The organism is Microcoleus sp. N9_A2 (assembly GCF_036701775.1).
In the GTDB taxonomy this organism is placed as follows: Bacteria; Cyanobacteriota; Cyanobacteriia; order Cyanobacteriales; family Microcoleaceae; genus Microcoleus.
Genome location: NZ_JAUBRH010000040.1, coordinates 45,188 through 62,691, shown reverse-complemented (window position 1 = coordinate 62,691; position 17,504 = coordinate 45,188). Strand labels below are relative to the sequence as shown.

General features: G+C 44.6%; 16 protein-coding genes and 1 riboswitch. Of the genes, 8 read left to right on the top strand and 8 right to left on the bottom strand.

Translation table 11 applies throughout. The features are described 5' to 3' along the window. The first annotated feature begins 231 nt into the window (after positions 1-231). Complete coding sequence (locus QUA44_RS20765; protein ID WP_333253754.1) at positions 232-912, top strand: J domain-containing protein; 681 nt, start codon at positions 232-234, stop codon at positions 910-912. Positions 913-1,127: 215 nt separating this feature from the next. On the opposite strand, the gene QUA44_RS20760 is transcribed toward QUA44_RS20765, so the two are convergent. Next, positions 1,128-2,627 carry a cyclic nucleotide-binding domain-containing protein gene (locus tag QUA44_RS20760; RefSeq protein WP_333253756.1) on the bottom strand — a complete coding sequence of 500 codons (1,500 nt, stop codon included), beginning with the start codon at positions 2,625-2,627 and terminating at the stop codon, positions 1,128-1,130. A gap of 463 nt (positions 2,628-3,090) precedes the next feature. Between QUA44_RS20760 and QUA44_RS20755 the strand changes: the two genes are divergently transcribed. From QUA44_RS20755 to QUA44_RS20745, 3 genes are all read left to right on the top strand, one after another. Further along, entirely contained in the window at positions 3,091-3,963 is an 873-nt protein-coding gene (locus QUA44_RS20755) for a 6-carboxytetrahydropterin synthase (protein WP_333253758.1), read from the top strand. A gap of 388 nt (positions 3,964-4,351) precedes the next feature. Beyond that, positions 4,352-6,628: a tetratricopeptide repeat protein gene (locus tag QUA44_RS20750; RefSeq protein ID WP_333253760.1), complete on the top strand. Its 2,277-nt coding sequence runs from the start codon at positions 4,352-4,354 to the stop codon at positions 6,626-6,628. A gap of 450 nt (positions 6,629-7,078) precedes the next feature. After that, positions 7,079-7,639, top strand: a complete 561-nt coding sequence (locus QUA44_RS20745) for a Uma2 family endonuclease (protein WP_333253762.1) — start codon at positions 7,079-7,081, stop codon at positions 7,637-7,639. A gap of 201 nt (positions 7,640-7,840) precedes the next feature. On the opposite strand, the gene QUA44_RS20740 is transcribed toward QUA44_RS20745, so the two are convergent. Then, on the bottom strand, positions 7,841-8,977 hold the full coding sequence (locus tag QUA44_RS20740) for a DUF262 domain-containing protein (protein ID WP_333253765.1): 1,137 nt from the start codon (positions 8,975-8,977) through the stop codon (positions 7,841-7,843). 124 nt (positions 8,978-9,101) lie between these two features. Continuing rightward, positions 9,102-9,198: riboswitch (TPP riboswitch) on the top strand. A 7-nt stretch (positions 9,199-9,205) separates the two neighbouring features. On the opposite strand from QUA44_RS20740, the gene thiC reads away from it, so the two are divergent. Next, the gene (gene thiC, locus QUA44_RS20735; RefSeq protein WP_333253766.1) at positions 9,206-10,579 is read left to right on the top strand and encodes a phosphomethylpyrimidine synthase ThiC; all 1,374 of its coding nucleotides are present in this window, start codon (positions 9,206-9,208) and stop codon (positions 10,577-10,579) included. Between the two features lie 394 nt (positions 10,580-10,973). Here thiC and QUA44_RS20730 read toward each other — a convergent pair whose 3' ends face one another. After that, the gene (locus QUA44_RS20730) at positions 10,974-11,090 is read right to left on the bottom strand and encodes a hypothetical protein (RefSeq protein ID WP_333253769.1); all 117 of its coding nucleotides are present in this window, start codon (positions 11,088-11,090) and stop codon (positions 10,974-10,976) included. Between the two features lie 221 nt (positions 11,091-11,311). Continuing rightward, positions 11,312-12,007 (bottom strand): hypothetical protein, encoded by a 696-nt coding sequence (locus QUA44_RS20725; protein ID WP_333253771.1) that lies wholly within the window; start codon positions 12,005-12,007, stop codon positions 11,312-11,314. Positions 12,008-12,393: 386 nt separating this feature from the next. Here QUA44_RS20725 and QUA44_RS20720 point away from each other — a divergent pair, with 386 nt between their 5' ends. Continuing rightward, the gene (locus QUA44_RS20720; RefSeq protein ID WP_333253773.1) at positions 12,394-12,549 is read left to right on the top strand and encodes a hypothetical protein; all 156 of its coding nucleotides are present in this window, start codon (positions 12,394-12,396) and stop codon (positions 12,547-12,549) included. Between the two features lie 9 nt (positions 12,550-12,558). Here the strand turns inward: QUA44_RS20720 and pyrE are convergent, their stop codons facing one another. Continuing rightward, a complete protein-coding gene (gene pyrE / locus QUA44_RS20715; protein WP_333253776.1) occupies positions 12,559-13,137 on the bottom strand; it encodes an orotate phosphoribosyltransferase in 579 nt (192 codons plus the stop codon). 84 nt (positions 13,138-13,221) lie between these two features. Here pyrE and QUA44_RS20710 point away from each other — a divergent pair, with 84 nt between their 5' ends. After that, a complete protein-coding gene (locus QUA44_RS20710; protein ID WP_333253778.1) occupies positions 13,222-13,749 on the top strand; it encodes a hypothetical protein in 528 nt (175 codons plus the stop codon). A 178-nt stretch (positions 13,750-13,927) separates the two neighbouring features. Here the strand turns inward: QUA44_RS20710 and QUA44_RS20705 are convergent, their stop codons facing one another. The 3 genes from QUA44_RS20705 to QUA44_RS20695 all read right to left on the bottom strand — a co-directional run bounded on the left by QUA44_RS20705 (position 13,928) and on the right by QUA44_RS20695 (position 16,645). Further along, positions 13,928-14,674 carry a pentapeptide repeat-containing protein gene (locus QUA44_RS20705; RefSeq protein ID WP_333253781.1) on the bottom strand — a complete coding sequence of 249 codons (747 nt, stop codon included), beginning with the start codon at positions 14,672-14,674 and terminating at the stop codon, positions 13,928-13,930. 20 nt (positions 14,675-14,694) lie between these two features. Next, the gene (locus QUA44_RS20700) at positions 14,695-15,339 is read right to left on the bottom strand and encodes a hypothetical protein (RefSeq protein WP_333253783.1); all 645 of its coding nucleotides are present in this window, start codon (positions 15,337-15,339) and stop codon (positions 14,695-14,697) included. Between the two features lie 88 nt (positions 15,340-15,427). Then, positions 15,428-16,645, bottom strand: a complete 1,218-nt coding sequence (locus QUA44_RS20695; RefSeq protein ID WP_333253785.1) for an RNA-guided endonuclease TnpB family protein — start codon at positions 16,643-16,645, stop codon at positions 15,428-15,430. Between the two features lie 386 nt (positions 16,646-17,031). Here QUA44_RS20695 and QUA44_RS20690 point away from each other — a divergent pair, with 386 nt between their 5' ends. Further along, the gene (locus QUA44_RS20690) at positions 17,032-17,355 is read left to right on the top strand and encodes a WGxxGxxG family protein (protein WP_333253787.1); all 324 of its coding nucleotides are present in this window, start codon (positions 17,032-17,034) and stop codon (positions 17,353-17,355) included. Positions 17,356-17,504: the final 149 nt, after the last annotated feature.

The window sequence follows — 17,504 nt, the reverse complement described above, 5'->3', positions numbered from 1 at the left end:
CCTCATTCTCTCCTAGCGCGGTGGCTCTAGTTCTTCTTTTGCCACCGTTCTCATCTTTGGTTAGTCTAAACTACAGTTTTATAAAATGGATTTATAATAATTTGAAAACAGAGGTTTTTTACCTACAATTTTTGGCATTTATATCAGATAAATACCTAACGCATTAACAAAAAATGATATTTTTGTCAAGCACTTTTTTGCAGATTATCCAGATTTCAAGGAAATAACAGCGTGTCTTCCGTTACCAATCACTACAAAACCCTAAAGATTAGCCCAACAGCAACACAAGCCGAGATTAAACAAGCATACCGCCGTTTAGTCAAAATATTTCATCCAGATAGCCAGAGTTCCACAGCCGGTCACGAAGAGATTATCCGCCTCAATGCAGCCTATGAAATATTAGGAGATGCCCAACACCGACAATCTTACGATCGCCAATTTTCCCAACCAAGCCAACAGCAATCACCCTACGCACCAAACGTCGCCCGCCAGCGCCAACAAGCAGCGCGGGATGCCGACGAACAAATGGAACAGTGGCTGATTAAAGTATACAAACCAGTCAATCGAATGCTCAACAGCATCTTGAAGCCGCTTAAAAAAGAAATAAACGAATTGTCAGCAGATCCGTTTGATGACGAACTGATTGAAAAGTTTCAAGCTTATATCGAAACCAGCCGCGACTTTCTTTCAAAAGCTCATAACTTTCTGAAAGCGATGCCCAATCCATCTAATGTAGCCGGAGTTGCAGCGCATCTCTACTACTCCATCAATCAAGTCGGCGATGGCATAGAAGAATTGCATTTATTTACCCTCAATTATGACGATCGCCATTTGCACACAGGTCAAGAACTGTTTAGAATTGCTGCTAGACTGCGGCGGGAAGCACAGGAGGAATTGAAAGTTAGAAGTTAGTTAGTTGAAGCACAGGGGAAAGGGGGAGAGGGGGAGAATGGGAGAGGGGGAGAATTGCCCAATTACCAATTCCCGATTCCCGATTCCCGATTCCCGATTCCCAATTCCCAATTCCCAATTCCTAATGACTAATGACTGAGAAATAAAGAGGCGGGTTTTGCCATTTTTTTAGTCATTTGTATCATATATCTTTAGCTAAACCCGCCCCTACAAAGTCAAATGCCAAAAAGAACTTGAATTCGCTTGCGAATTTTAATAAAAGGAGTTTGTCCGAGAGAGTCCCCATCTAATAATCCCAAATCTCTCAAAGCTTGCTGGCGTTCGGACAATTTTTGAGCAATCTGATCTGCTAAATTAGGCTGTTCTCTTAAAAGTTTTTGCAAGTCGTGGCGTTCCACCACAAACAAAATTGCATCTTCGCTAGTTTTAACAGTCGCTGTTCTCGGAGTTCCCAATAGCAAAGAGATTTCCCCAAAAAATTCGCCCTCGTGAAGCGTAGCAATATACTGACCGGCTTTTTGAGAAAGAACTTCCACAGAACCCGAAAGAATAATATAAAAAGAATCGCCTGGGTCATTTTCTTTACATACAACCTGTCCCGCTGGAAACAGTTGTCGGTAGCCGTATTCAATTAACTGCCGTAGTTCTAAATCCGTACACTGATCGAAATAAGTTACTCGCCTCAATAAATCTCGCAGCGTCCAATTATTAGGCGATTTAGGCGCTGGATTTTTTGGTTCAGAAACGGTAGAATTAGATTTTAACTCTGCTGAATGTTTGGCATTCTGCAGAAAAACTTTCCCGTTGGAATTATCGTCTTTGTTATTGTGAAAAAGTTGAGTTAACTCTTGCGGGTTTCGCAGCCACAAATCCCGCTGGGGAAAGGGAATTTCGATATTTCGGTGGCGCAATTCGTAATCTATTAAAAAATTTACCGCGCTTTTAATAGCATCGCTTTCCTGTGGCTGGTCAATCCAAACTAAAAGTTCAAAATTTAAAGCGTTATCTCCAAAACCGTGAAACCATACTTTAGGAGAAGGATGGGACAAGACATTCGATTCCATCCGCGCCGCAATTAACAGCGCTTCCGTAACTATTACTGGGTCAGATCCGTAAGCAACGCCGATGGGGATGTGGAGGCGACATCTGGGGTCTCTGTAACTCCAGTTAATAATATTAGTTTCTACAAACTTAATATTTGGTATAATTACAAATAGACCGTCAATTGTTTTAATAATTGTAGAGCGGATTGAAATTGTTTCTACTGTTCCTAATAACTTGTCTATTTCAATAAAGTCTCCCACTCTAATTTGGTGCTCAAATAGCAGGGTGAGACCGCTGATAAAGTTGCTGGCAAGATTTTGCAAGCCGAAGCCGAAACCAATGCCGACTACGCCAGCTAAGACGGTGAGAGAAGTGAGGTTGATGCCGGAACCCTGCAGGACGAATATACAACCAATAGTGGCTAAAATATAGCTAATGATCGTAGAAATTGCTTCTCGACTGCCGCGATCCAATCCCATCCGAACTAGCAGGCTGCGCTTAATTCCTTCACTGATAATCTTAGCTATAACCAAGGCAAATATAGCTAAGATTATCAGTTTGACGATCGCACTAATCGACAAATGAGTGTCCCCGATATAAAATAGCGGGGTTGTCATCGCACCCCACAAATGTTCAAAAAAGCGATCGGCTCGTGTAGTAATCGAATTCATTAATATTGGGTAATGGGTAATTGGTGATTGGTTTTGATCGCAACTGAACTGCCAACGGCTAACTATTGCAGAGCTTAGGCGAAAAACTCGAACTCTGGAGTATCCTGTGTGGCAAAAAAGTCGATTCCCTACCCTACCCTTCGGGAACCCCTGCGGGGAACGGGAACGCTTCGCGAACGGAATAGCTCAGCTTCACCCACTCTCTCAAAGACTCGTAACTGATGGGTTAGTAACTGATGGCGAAAAACTGTTTTGTAGCGGTATTTTCTGCCGGAAATCTGTGTTGTGGCGTAAAATGGGCCCTGGGGTGCGATAGAACAGCGACTTGTGGCCAATATCGGGAAAATTGGTAGAAATTCATTTACAGCACCCTCAAGTAATCGAAAAATTCCAGCAAAAATTGGTTTATCCTTAAGAAGTAAGTCCTTTACAGAACTTAACAAGCTTACCCTAATTGACTTTTATGCAGTGCATCATCAATCGTCGGGCACAGTTTTCGGCGAGTCATCGTTATTGGCTACCGGAGTTGAGCGCAGCCGAGAACTTTGAGCGCTTTGGCCCAACAGCCCGCGCACCGGGACACGGACACAATTACGTCCTTTACGTTTCCATGATAGGAGAACTCGACGAGTACGGCATGGTACTCAACCTGTCTGATGTCAAGCACGTCATCAAGCGGGAAGTTACCAAGGATCTCGATTTTTCCTACCTTAACGAAGCATGGCCGGAATTTGAGCAGACTCTGCCAACTACCGAAAACATAGCACGGCAAATTTGGCTGCGGCTAGCCCCTCATTTGCCTGTGAGCAAAATTCAATTGTTTGAACACCCTGAACTTTGGGCTGAATATTTAGGAAATGGCATGGAAGCTTATTTAACTCTGTCTACTCATTTTAGCGCCGCCCATCGGTTGGCTCGTCCCGATTTGAGCTTTGAAGAAAACTCGGAAATTTACGGTAAATGTGCTCGTCCTAACGGTCACGGTCACAACTATCATTTAGAGGTGACTGTTAAAGGGGAAATTGATGCGCGGACTGGGATGATTGCTGATTTGGGAGCTTTGCAAAAAGCTATTGATGATTATGTTGTTGAACCTTTCGATCACACTTTTTTAAATAAGGATATTGCTTATTTTGAGAAGGTTGTGCCGACGGCGGAGAATATTGCGGTGCGGATTGGGCAATTGTTGCGATCGCCCGTTTGGGAATTGGGCGCAGAGTTGCACAAGATTAAGCTGATTGAAAGTCCGAATAATAGCTGTGAAATTTTTGGAGCTGATTTAGAGGAAGTGCCGGCCCAACATCAGCAGCCGGAAGCGGTTTTAGCTGGGGTTTAGAGTGAAAAATCGGGTCGGTTGGGGCCGGTTCACCGGGATAGTTGGCTAATTGTGCAGATTGGTGCAGCCACCCCTACCAGCCTAATGATGATTCCGAGAGTTATCCAACCGCATGAGGCGCGAGAATATATTCTTTCATCAAAGTTACCAGAAAGAATTGGTTTAAAGCCGGAACCCATAAGCGGGAGAAATTAAAAGAAAACTATTCATTACTCAAATCCTCTTCCTTCCAGGTAGAGGTAGCTATCCCAGGTCAACTATCCCAGGTCAACTGTCAACTGTCAACTGTCAACTGTCAACTGTCAACTGAAACAGCCAGAATTACTGGCAGTTTTCCTGAAAAGTCAGACTCAGCGCGTATTTTGGAGATAGTAAGTCAGCATTCCTCATGTCAGCTATTCTAAATGCTGAGAGTATGAGGTCGATCGCCCGATCGCTGACAACCAAGCACCAATTTCTCCTAAATGAGTTGACGTTTATGCGCGTCTCAAATGTAGCTCTCTTGACTCTGGCTGCCCTCGCATCCCACAATTTAACTGCTAATACTAGCGCCAATCCTGCTGCACATCCTATTTCTCCTGAGACACCGCAGGCTAGCAACTTTGTTGATGCGGTAAATAATACTGAATCGCGTCGGGCTGAGTCAATTAGCGAGCCTGAGACGATCGCCTACGAACAATTTTCCCCAAATAATACTGAATCGCGTCGGGCTGAGTCAATTAGCGAGCCTGAGACGATCGCCTACGAACAATTTTCCCCAAATAATACTGAATCGCGTCGGGCTGAGTCAATTAGCGAGCCTGAGACGATCGCCTACGAACAATTTTCCCCGCGAATTGCTGTCAAATCGCCGACAGGTTTGCTGGTAGCGGCCGCTCAACCCGATGTATCTGCTACTGCAAAAACCAAGGCGAATAGTCCTGCTGCATCCGGCGATGAACTAACAAAATCTTTACAAGAAACCTGGCTGGCTAAATTAATCGAAACCGGGGTTGAAAGTAATCCTCAAGTTCGCGAGGTTTTCGCTTTTATCTCCCCATCTAGTGGCAGTGCTGAATCTGGATATGGTTTTAATAGTACCATAACTCTGCTCAATATTTTGCTGATTCTTGGTACCGTATTTCCACCGGTGACAATTGCCTTTTTTTGGATGATGCGACGGCTGATCATCAAACAGTTGGTTGCTGATGCCAATAAACGATTGCAGGGTATTGGTGTATTGGAATCCGAGCTCAGAAATTCTAGCCAACTGACTCAAAAGTTGAGGGATGAATTAGAAGCGCAAATGGGTGCAGCTAAACAATCCCTTGATTTTTTAACTAGAGAAACTGAACTTTCCAAATCTTCTGTCGAGCAAATTGAGACTCTCAAATCTCAATTTATCCTGCACCTGCAAGTTTTGCTGAGAGAAGTTGACGAGAAAAAATCTCAAATTGTTAAAGAAATTTCCCAAGTTCCCGCAGTTGTTGCCAAAGAAGCTCTCAAAATCGCACCTCAATCGGCCTTAAACAATTCCCAAGATTCGCAAACTGCACCCGCTAGCGACGAAAATTTGATTGCTGACGATTATATCAAGCAAGCCGAAGGGCTTTATTTTCAAGGCAATTATGATGAAGCATTAGTTTGCTTGGAAAAAGCTGTTTTAGCGAATAAATTTTTGAATGAGGCTTGGTATTGGCGCGGAAATGTGTTAGTAAAATTGCAGCGCCTGGAAGAAGCACTCGCCTGTTACGACCAAGCAATATTAATTAAACCGGATAACTACGAAGCATGGTATAATAAAGCGAGTTTGCTGGCAAAATTGCAGAAGTACGAAGAGGCGATCGTCTGTTACGAGCGAGCAAGTTCGAGCGAATCCCGAAAATACGCTTGTTGGCACAGTATAGCGGCTTTGTTGGCTAAATTGCAGCATTACGAAGAAGCGATTGCCAGTTACGATCGCGCCCTCGCTATCAAAGCAACCGACAGCGAAATTTGGCACAACCGAGGTGCGATGCTGGCCAAAGTACAGCAGCACGCAGCAGCAGTCGATTCTTACGATCGCGCTCTCGATCTCAATCCCAAGAGATATGAAACTTGGTACAATCGAGGCAATATGCTGTGGAGACTGCTCCGCTACAGTGATGCTATTGATTCTTACGATCAGGCGATCGGCATCCGGCCCGATAAATACGAAGTTTGGTACAATAGAGCCGCTGTGCTCGGAAAAATGCAGCGATATCAAGAATCGATCGAATCCTACGACAAAGCAATCGCCCTTAAACCGCAGGATTTTGAAGTGTGGCACAACCGAGGCGCAGCTTTCGACAAACTGTCGCAGCACGAAGCAGCAATTGCCTCTTACGAATCAGCAATTGCCCTTAATTCGGAGTGTTACGAAGCTTGGTTTGGCAAAGGCGAATCTTTGGCAAAATTGCAGCGCAATGAAGAAGCGATCGCAGCTTATGAGAAAGCGATTGCTCTTAAGCCAGACTCCTACGATGCTTGGCACCATTTAGGCACAGCTTTGTCAGGATTAAAGCGGTATGAGGAAGCAATGGCAGCTTACGATCGAGCTATTGCCATCAAGCCTGAAAATGCGGAAGCTTGGCGCGATCGAGGCGCCATTGTATCGGAATTAAAACAGGATACAGACAAAATTGATTCCGGGGAAAAAGAGACTTAAATTCAGTCCAAATCCGGTTATTCAAAATTCATAATTGTCAGGAAATCTGGAGGCGAACCCTACTTTTAAGTTGGTAAGGAATGAGAATATGTCGCCTGTATAGCAATCCTAAATCATTCAGATAAATTTGTAGGGGTAGTGCCCCCGTGCCTACCCCCTATCTATCGGGGCAACCACGGGGGGATTGCCCCTACAATAATTACGCAAATCATTTAGGATTGCTATATATCGAGAGCAACTTTTGCAACAACAATCCAATTTCACTGTATTAATAGTTGGCGATGAACCATCCCTACAGTTATTGACGAGTATTTAAACCGAGTTGATAGCGCGCATTTAAAGGCTTTTTATCTACGGTTTGTTATCTAAATTTTTCCTCTTTTTGCCGCTCCGTTTGGGGCGTTTTTTTATGGTAAATTGAGATAAGCTGCACACAAGGAGAATAGTTATATGTCTGTTCAGCTTCAAAAACGGTTATTTACAGTAAAAGAATATCATTTGATGACTGAGGTTGGTATTCTCTCCGAGGGCGATCGGGTGGAATTGATAGAAGGAGAGATTGTTAAAATGGCTGCAATTGGTACTCGTCACGCAAGTTCTGTTAAGCGTCTCACCAGGCGCTTCAGCCTCATTCCAGAAGATCGGGCCACTCTGGGTGTCCAAGACCCTATCCAGTTGACTGAGCGCACTGAACCTCAACCGGATGTTGTATTGCTGCAACCTCGTGCTGATTACTACGCCACAGCCCATCCAGTACCGTCTGAAGTTTTGCTGCTAGTGGAGGTTTCAGATAGTACGGTTGATTATGACAGAGATGTGAAAGTATCCATTTATGCTCGATCGCTAATTCAGGAAGTTTGGCTGGTAGATTTAGTTAAAAATTGTTTGGAAGTTTACCGCCTACCAAGCCAGAACGGTTATAGTTTAATGCTCAAGTTTTGGCGCGGTCAACAAGTTGCGCCGCTGGCTTTTCCAGAGTTTGAAGTTAGCGTTGATTTTATCTTGGGTTAGGGCGATCGCGCCACTCGTAAACATACTGCTATCTTACCTTACAATATATTTAACAGCTCAAATTAGCGCAAGTTCTATTAGGTGGGCAATCAAATGCTGTCTTGCACTTATAGAGAATTTGTGGATTATTTATAGCGAGAAATTAGAGCTGAAACACAGGAATCTATAATCATAATTAACGCTACTTTTATGCAACACTTACTATTCCAAATCTTCTAAATAATAGAACGCAAATTCTAACCTATCCCTAACATTATCTGCGCTAGTAAGATTGCGTATTTTTTGAGCTACTCCAATGAAACTATCATCTTCCATAAGTGATTTATAGCGTTCTCCCAGTTGTTCGAGATTATTTATTTTGCCTTGTTTTAACCTGCGGGCAGTAACCACCATTACAGCTTCAAAGTAAGTAGGCATCAATATTTTTTGAGGCTTAAAAGCTTTGTTACCCAGACATTCATAGAGCAATTCAATCGTTGGGATAAATGCGTTTATTATTTGTTCTTCTGATTGGCGGGCAAGGTGCCTATTTTGCTTCATGTATTGATTGAGAAATTCTTTTAGAGAAGGCTTATAATTGTTTCCCTCGAAGTAAAAAGCCAGGAATCGTAAAATAAGTTCTTGATCTTTCCCGTTTTTGTCTGGGGGACCAAATATTTCACGCCACGCTGGGTTTGTATTTAGTTTCTCTAGCAAATTATTGAGTTCGCCGTGATAGATGCAAGCACGAATTTCCTGCGGTTTAAGGATAGTACCTCCGGTATTTAGCCTTTCAAAGATATAGTAAATACTACTATCGTCCTCTGCATAAAGTGGCTCGACAACTGTAGCGGATACAACCGAGTCATCTAACTGGCGTCGGTATGCGTCTTTCAGTGATTTATATGTCTCCTTCTCAAATTCTTGATGAACCCCTTTCAGAGCAAACGAGTGCCGACTGTTGGGAAACTTGCCTTGATAGAAATATAAAAGGCTACGTAATCTTTGCTGACCATCAATCACCAGCAGTTTTTTTGTTTCTCGCTCTTTTGCTAGAAATATGCCGGGAACTGGAAGACCAAGCAAGAGTGATTCTATAAAACGCGATGCTTGTTTTGGTTTCCAGACATAAGCACGCTGGAAGTCGGGAATAAATACATCTTCGCTTTCCAGGCGTCTAACTAAACCCGCTACATCAAAATCAATTCGAGAAACTGCTATGGAAAATCTGGAGGGAATAATGTCCTCCTCATCTTCCCCGCTATCATCTTCCCCGCTATCCTGAATATCGTTTTCCTGTTCCTCATCCGCTAGATGCTTTGGGGGAGATGTCTCGCTGTTTGACTCAAATGTATTCATCTTGTAGCCTCCTTTCTGCCTGAGTTATTAGATATTATAGACCGATCGCTCCCCTCATCTATCTCTCAATATTAAGATTTCCTTAGTTGCTGCCGTGGCGCACAGAAATCGGTGATACAATCAACAGCTTAGCTAGGGGTGCCCGAATATCCGGGCTGAGAAAACACCCTTAGAACCTGAGTCTGGGTAATACCAGCGGAGGGAAGCTGTTTATCAAGGAAATTAAATATGCGTACCGAATGGATCGCTAAGCGTAGCGGGCAGAGCAATGTATCTCAAATGCACTACGCCCGTCAAGGTGTCATCACTGAGGAAATGGACTTTGTTGCTAAGCGAGAAAATCTCCCAGCAGAACTGATCCGCGCCGAAGTAGCACGGGGACGGATGATTATTCCCGCTAACATCAATCACACGAATTTGGAGCCAATGGCGATCGGCATTGCCTCTAAATGCAAAGTCAATGCTAATATCGGTGCATCTCCCAACTCTTCCAATATGGAAGAAGAAGTTGACAAGCTTAAACTAGCAGTGAAATACGGCGCTGATACCGTGATGGACTTGTCCACCGGCGGCGGGAATTTGGATGAAATTCGCACTACGATTATCAAAGCTTCACCGGTGCCGATCGGTACTGTACCAATTTACCAAGCACTAGAAAGCGTTCACGGTAATATGGAAAGTCTGACCCCCAATGACTTTCTTCACATCATTGACAAACACGCTCAACAAGGTGTTGATTACCAAACTATTCACGCCGGAATTCTGATCGAGCATTTGCCGTTGGTGAAAAATCGGCTGACTGGGATTGTCTCTCGCGGCGGCGGCATTTTGGCGCGGTGGATGCTGCATCACCACAAACAAAATCCCCTCTACACTCACTTTAACGACATCATTGAAATCTTCAAAAAATACGATGTTTCGTTTAGTTTGGGAGATTCTCTGCGCCCCGGTTGCACTCACGATGCGTCCGATGAAGCTCAATTAGCTGAACTCAAAACTTTGGGACAATTAACTCGCAAAGCTTGGGAACATGACGTGCAGGTAATGGTGGAAGGCCCGGGCCACGTGCCGATGGATCAAATTGAGTTTAATGTCAAGAAACAAATGGAGGAATGTTCGGAAGCACCCTTCTATGTTTTGGGGCCGTTGGTAACAGATATTGCTCCTGGATACGACCACATTACCTCAGCAATTGGGGCCGCGATGGCTGGTTGGTACGGTACTGCAATGCTGTGTTACGTGACGCCGAAGGAACACTTAGGATTGCCGAATGCTGAGGATGTCCGAAACGGGCTGATTGCTTACAAAATCGCGGCTCACGCTGCTGATATTGCACGGGGCCGTCCGGGAGCGCGCGATCGCGATGATGAACTCTCGAAAGCGCGTTACAATTTCGATTGGAACCGTCAATTTGAGCTGTCATTAGATCCAGAACGGGCCAAGGAATATCACGACGAAACTTTGCCGGCGGATATCTACAAAACTGCCGAATTCTGTTCAATGTGTGGGCCTAAGTTCTGTCCGATGCAGACTAAGGTTGATGCCGATGCTTTGACGGAATTAGAGAAGTTTTTGGCTAAGGAACCTGTAGCGCAAAGCTAATTGGATTAATTCGTAGGGTGGGCATTGCTCACCTTACTTAATCGTAAAGCTGTTACGTTTCTTGTGGGGCGGGCATCCTGCTCGCCCAAAAGTAGGGTGCTGATGGCGTACCTTACTTAAGGTTATATTAAAAGCAGTTTCCCAAAAGGAGAATTGCGATGTTCCCTTGCAGGTAATTTTTTGTTACCAAGGAATCCAGAATTTCATCGAGATTGGGAGGAGAAAAAAAGTAGCTATTTGCTCTTTAGTTAATAGCTTGCAATCTGGGTCATGCCCAAATTCTTTATTGCGCTTTTTCAAGATAAAACTCTTCAGCAACTCATTTTGTCTACACTGCGCTAGCCTCGCAAACCCAGTTCCCAAGAATGAATCGAATTGCCACCGCAATAGTCAATTAATCGCCTACCCTGTACTGGTAAACTAACTGAGCGTCGGGATTTATTTCGCTGCTTAAGAGGCATTCTGTTTCCAGATTCAAGGAACGAGCGGCGGATTCAAACGCTAATCTCATGCCGCCTATTCCTGAGAATAAGTCAATAAAACGGATTTTTTTTGTGGCTATTAAGTTGGCGGTAAAAGCTCATACTTTGTACTATTTTTCAATCGAGGCATAGCCTCTAGATATTCATTACCAGGCAGAGCCTAGTAAGTAGAAATTTTCAAGTCGTAGGGTGCGTTAACGCAGTGTAACGCACCACCAGCCTCATGCACCATTTGAGCTAAGTAAAAGATTTACCTGGATATGTTAGATCCCGCTGTCTGTTGGCACCTTGAAAGAATGCGCCGATCGTTTGAGCTAATTTTGCGAATAGAATGGAGATTTGTTAGCTGAGTATTGATTTCAACTGTTTGAATTTTTCCGGCTGAGATTGCCTTCCCGGAAAGTGTATTTCCCTGAATTTTACCAGTGAAGCACGCAAAGTCCGATCGCGGCGCGTAGATTGCACCAACGACGCGATCGTTCTGGCGTTGAAACACAATATAGTTTTGAAGAACTTGGTTGGGCTGTGGCGAATCTCCGTAGAGGTAAATACCATCTGGCAAAGCAGCAACATTAGTCTTAGATGGATTTTGTTGTGCTTGAAGCGGTTGTTGCTGAATGCCAACACCAATTAGTGTCAGAGGACAAATAAAGGCTGTTGCCAGTAGTTTCCATTTCCTTTTAATAGATGCAGGTAAAATCATTACTGCTTCTCCTTGCGCGTCATCTAACATCTTAAAACAGTCTTCTCTAGTTAATATCTCACTCAGGTTATAATTTCCCTCTGCTAAAATCAGCCGATTGGTAGAGATTCTGAACCTGAAAGCTTGCGCTTGTTTAGCACCGAAAACTTTATTTTCCATTGTGCTCCAAGTACCTGAGCTGATTTTGATAGAATTAGAGCGAGCATATAGCAATCCTTGCAAGAGTCCTAAGCTGTTAGTCATTTAAATTTCTTGCTTGAACCCCTTACAGTATGGGGTATAGACCACAAATAATGCAGTTTAAATGTTGAACAGCTTAAACTTTTTACCCCACCCCAACCCTCCCCTTATCAAGGGGAGGGAGTAAGAAAATCACAAATGATTTAGGATTGCTATAGTTGATAGTCCAAGCCAATAAAACACCACTCTAAGGTTGATGCCGATAGCTTTGACGGAATTAGAGAAGTTTTTGGCTAAGGAACCTGTAGCGCAAAGCTAGTTGCTAGGGTGGGCGGAGTGTTTCCGCCCACCCTTCCCAATTCACCAGGCGCTGACTTTTTGTTTGGTAGAGGACAAAACGTAAGGATTCAGGTCAAGAATAGTTGAGAGTCCAGAAATCTGGTAGTCAGATGAGGGAAGAACAAGAGTCAGCAGCACTGAAAATCGGCGTTGCTGATTTACGGTATGAAAGGCTAAATATGCCAGTCATAGAAACCTGTATCGACAAAGCTTGGGGATTTTCAACTGATTTTTTGCATACCCTGATTAAGCAACGCCGAATTTGATTGTCAAATTTAGATGCGCCTCAGCTTAATCCATTCCTTAAGATCCTTAATGGTAAAAACGGCTTGAAAATCCAATCCCGCCTCGCGATATAATTCCCTTCCACCTTGCTCTCTGTCAATCAGCGACAAAATACGATCGACTTTATAACCAGCCGCCCGCAACCTTTCCACCGCCTGCATCGCCGACTTACCCGTCGTCACCACATCCTCCAAAACAGCCACATTCGTCCCCTCTGGCAACAGTGGCCCCTCAATGTACGCCATTGTCCCGTGTCCCTTCGTCTCCTTTCTGACAATTAAAGCTGGTATAGGTCGATCGCCCAAAGCCGAAACCACACTCACAGCAGTTACAATCGGGTCAGCACCCAAAGTCAAACCGCCCACAGCTTGCACATCCGACGACAACATCGACAACAACAAACGTCCCGTTGCCAAAGCACCTTCAGCGTGCAGCGTCACAGGTTTGCAGTTAATGTAATAAGAACTTTTCTGCCCCGAAGACAGCACAAAATCGCCTTCGCGATAGGCAAAATCGCACAACAAATCTAGAAGTCGATCGCGCAACACCTTTAAATCACCAGCATCCATAACTTACACCGTGTAAAAAACACAAATAATCCGCCGATAATCAGTTTATATTGGAACCGTAATTAATCTAGAGGCTTAAATATTATGAGTCAAAAGTTAAAAAGGCTGAGCGGCGCGTTGATTCTCGCTGTCGCCTCTGCCACACTGGCATCCGTCAAACCAGCTCAAGCACAAACAGAGCGATTTCACCCGATTGCCGACGACTTCAACCGACAATTCTTTGAAGCTTCAGGAGACTTTTACCACAACGTTAGCTTGCAAGGTTACTTGGGCGACTATTTAGGCATCGGTTCCCCCAGCGGCGTCGTTGCCTTTCCCGAAAAAGAAATTGAGAGGGATGCCAGTCGCGTCAACGGCTTCTACCGACGAGTAATGCAGCGGCAAGTTTCCAGCGACCCGATTCTCCGCGTCCCAGATGCAGTTAATCCCTTCGATGCCTCAGTCATGGCACTGCCTGCAGCTTGCCAGCTAGCACCTCAAGCAAGTGGCTGTTTCGCCACTCCCGCCGGACTCCAAGATCAGTTTACACTTCCAACACAGCAGGAAGGTTCACCGACTGATTCAGGGCCCGTTAGAGGACTTTATCAAGTATCGCCCGCTGGCAAAAATTAATCGATCGACAGTTGCGAGTTTTGAGCCGAGGCGGGTTCACTCTCATCTCAGATTTGCATTAGATAGAAAGTCTGAACCCGCCCCAAAATTTCATGTTTTGGCTATCCTTTCTATAAACGCGCAACTGGCTTTTTTTAACTATCACGGTTATTTTACAGGAATAAATATTATCCAATATTTATGAAACAATGCTGCCGTCAGGCATGATTGTTCCTTTCAAAATAGCTTCGCCCAGATTAGCTCCCGCCAAGTTCGCTCCCCTGAGATTTGCCCCGGTCAAATTCGCCCCTCTCAAATCAGCTTTGCCCAGGTTTGCCCACCGGAAATCTGCCGCGCTCAACTGTGCAAAACAGAGATTTGCCCGGAAAAGATATGCTGCAGTGAAGTGAGCTTCCCCGAGGTTAGCTTTAGAGAAATTAGCTGCATAGCAATGTGCTTCAATCAATTCAGCTTGAGTGAGATTTGCTTGACTGAGATTAGCAAAATTGAGGTTCGCCCCCATCGCATTAGCTCGAAACATCACCGCACCGATTAAATTCGCATCACCGAAATCGGTTTGTTGGAGATTAGCAGCGCTGAGGTCAGCCCCAATTAAATTAGCACCGCTCAAATCAGATCCTCTGAGGTCAGCCGCTCGGAGGTTAGTTCCAGTTAAATTAGCTTTAATTAAATTAGTTTCCAGCAGTTGCGCTCCGGCAAGATTTGCTAAACTAAAATTAGATTCGGCGAGGTTTGCCGAAATTAATTTAGCCTTAAACAAGTCTGCTTTAAAAAGGTTCGACCGCCAAAGATAAGCACCTCTGAGATTTGCTTGTGCGAGGTTAGCTTCGCTGAGATCCGGTTCTATATTTGGGTTGAGACTTCTCCATTCAATCCAAGTAACTGCACCTTTTTTTAACAGCGCTAAATGCTGTGTGTTTGCCATAATTGCATCTCCTTTAACGGCTATTCCTTGCGACCCAAAATTGCTGGATGTTCTCGACCCGTTACGTTTTCCACCGCCGCAATTGCTGCCTGGGAACCTGCTATAATATCTCGTTCTGCGCCACCGAGGTAAAGCCGTCCGAAACTGCCTACAGCCTGAACCTCTAAGATGTTAATTGATGCACCTTTTTCTGCTTCATTAGCCGCCAGCGCTGCATAAGCCGCCGGTTCTACTTCTAAGACGTAAAGCGTTTGTCCCGCCAACAGCAACTGTCCGCGGCGGGTGCGGTTGATTAATTGTGTTTGGTGGGGGTCAATGTTGCGAATAATTTGACTGGAAATCACTCGCGGTTTGATACCTTCTTCTCTGCGGACTCCGATGAATTCTAGAATTGCTTTGCCTGCGGCCCGAGTTTCCCCCTGCTGACTTGAGTGTACTTCCAGAAGTCCGTACAAGCGTTCAACTATCTGCACTCCTGGGCGCACGGAGGCAGATTTGAGGGCGACATCGGTAATTCGGTTAATTTCGATACCTGGCGAGATTTCTATCCACAGCGACGCATCCCCCGGCAGCGGCAAGAATCCGGCGGCGATGGTGCCGATGTATGCTGCGTGCTGCGGCTGCAAGTTGTCTAGAAATACGTAGCTGCGTAGCTCTATACCCAAAAGTTTTGATCTCCGTCGATCGAGTTCCAACTGTTATCTGTGCAATATCTGAGTTTACCTTTTTTTTGACATCCTCCCCGCTGATGAATCAGGGGGATTCCAATCTACCCAAACAACGAAAGCTGTCTAGGGAACTGGTGGGTTGACGCTTCACTGTTCGATTCCGCATTGGATGTGGTCTTACTCCGTCCTCCACGTCCGTTAGAGTCTCAGGCAATCCGCCCGCGACTTTTATATTAATCGCTGCATTCTCATCTCGGTCGTGAACGGCATCGCAAAACAAGCAAGTCCATTCACGGACTGAGAGTTCTTTTTTACCGCCAATTTGTCCACAACAAGAACAACGTTGACTGGTCGGTTCCCAGCGACTGATAACTCTAAAATCTCTGCCGTACATTTCTGACTTAGCTTCTAACATCGTCCGAAAACTTCGCCAGCCTAAATCAGAAATAGCACGGGATAACTTACGATTTTTCATCATCCCGGAAACCTTGAGGTCTTCCAGAACTATCGTTTGGTTTTCACGAATAATTCTGGTACTCAATTGGTGTAGAAAATCCTTACGAATATCGGAGATTCTGGCGTGAATTCTCGCCACATTCCGACGTGCTAATTCTCTCCGCCTGCTGCCTTTTTTCTTTCTAGCCAGCTTACGCTGTGCCTTGTGAAGTTTTCTCAGATGCTTCTTGAGTGGCTTGGGAGCTTTCACTTTTTCACCTCTACTCAGGGTGGCGAAGTCGGTGATACCGAGAGCGATGCCAACCGATTGCCCGTTGTCAGGCAACTTTACTGGGCTAATTTCAACTACGAAGCTGACAAAGTATCGATTTGCAGCATCTTTGATTACCGTGACCGAACTCGGTAAAGACGGCAACTCTCTTGACCAAACAACTTTAATCTTCCCAATTTTGGCAAGATAGATTTTCTCATACTTAATTGAAAAGCCTCCTATTCTGAATCGTGCCGACTGCCTACTTTTACGCTTTTTAAACTTGGGACTGCTAACTCTCCGACCTTTTCGCTTTTCTTTGAATGAATCAAAGTAGTTCTTCCAAGCTACTCCTAAATCTGCAATTGATTGCTGAAGAGGGATGTTTGAAACTTCCGCTAGCCATCCCCGTTCTTCCGAATTTTTAGCTTGAGTAATGAAAGTCTTTTGCAAGTCTCCGTTACTCGGTAACTTCTCTGCCGAATTACACAATGCTAGTGAATCGTTCCATACAACACGACAGCAACCAAACAACTTAGCAAGACTATGAACTTGCGGAGAAGTTGGATATATGCGGTACTTATATCGTTGTTTCATAGAATTATTGTAGCAGCAAAATGATCATTGATATAAATAGATATGTTAAGAATATGACTCACTTGAATGAGGAAAGGCAAGGCGGTTGAAACCGCTGCCGACTTTTCCCCGTGTCTAAAGCCTGGGGCTTGCGTCTCGTTTTTCGGTCAGTTGTAGAGAGTGCCTCGTGCCTGACAACCGAGTGAGGTGTCAGACCCGCGATTTCTAGTGCCGGAGTGCCTCCGCGAGCAATCTTTAATTTTGTTTTGCTGCTAAAAATTGGATATCAATCTCTAGTTATACGTGGAACATAACAATCTTTACTGCTAGAGGTGGATATAACTTTAAAAGCCAATCGATATAGTTTTGATAGTTAAAGATTTTTGCCAACAGAGAGCATTTGAATTATGAAACGTTCTGATTTATCCAAAGCAATCGGTGCAGGTATTATAGCTGCTGGTTTAGCCATAGCACCAGCTCATCTCCCTGCTTCAGCTCAGACAGATACAACTGGCGGTACTACTCCCGGTACTAACAACACTACAACCACCACCACTCCTCGCTCCGATGTCTACAATGCTGAGACCGATCGCGATTTTGATTGGGGATGGTTGGGATTGCTAGGCTTGTCTGGTTTGTTGGGCTTGATTCCCCGTAAACGTGAAGAAAATGTCCGCTATACAACTACAACAAGTGATCGAGAGCCTGCGGTGCGTACTGACTACCGCTAAGAATTGAGTCTTAGTGCTGTGGGCATTATGCAGGGACAGGATGTTTTAACCTGTCTGATCGCGAATAATCATCCAAAAACCTCCATCTGTGAGGTTTTTTTGTTTGAGATGATGTGCGATCGAACGACAATAAAATTGCTTACACCTGA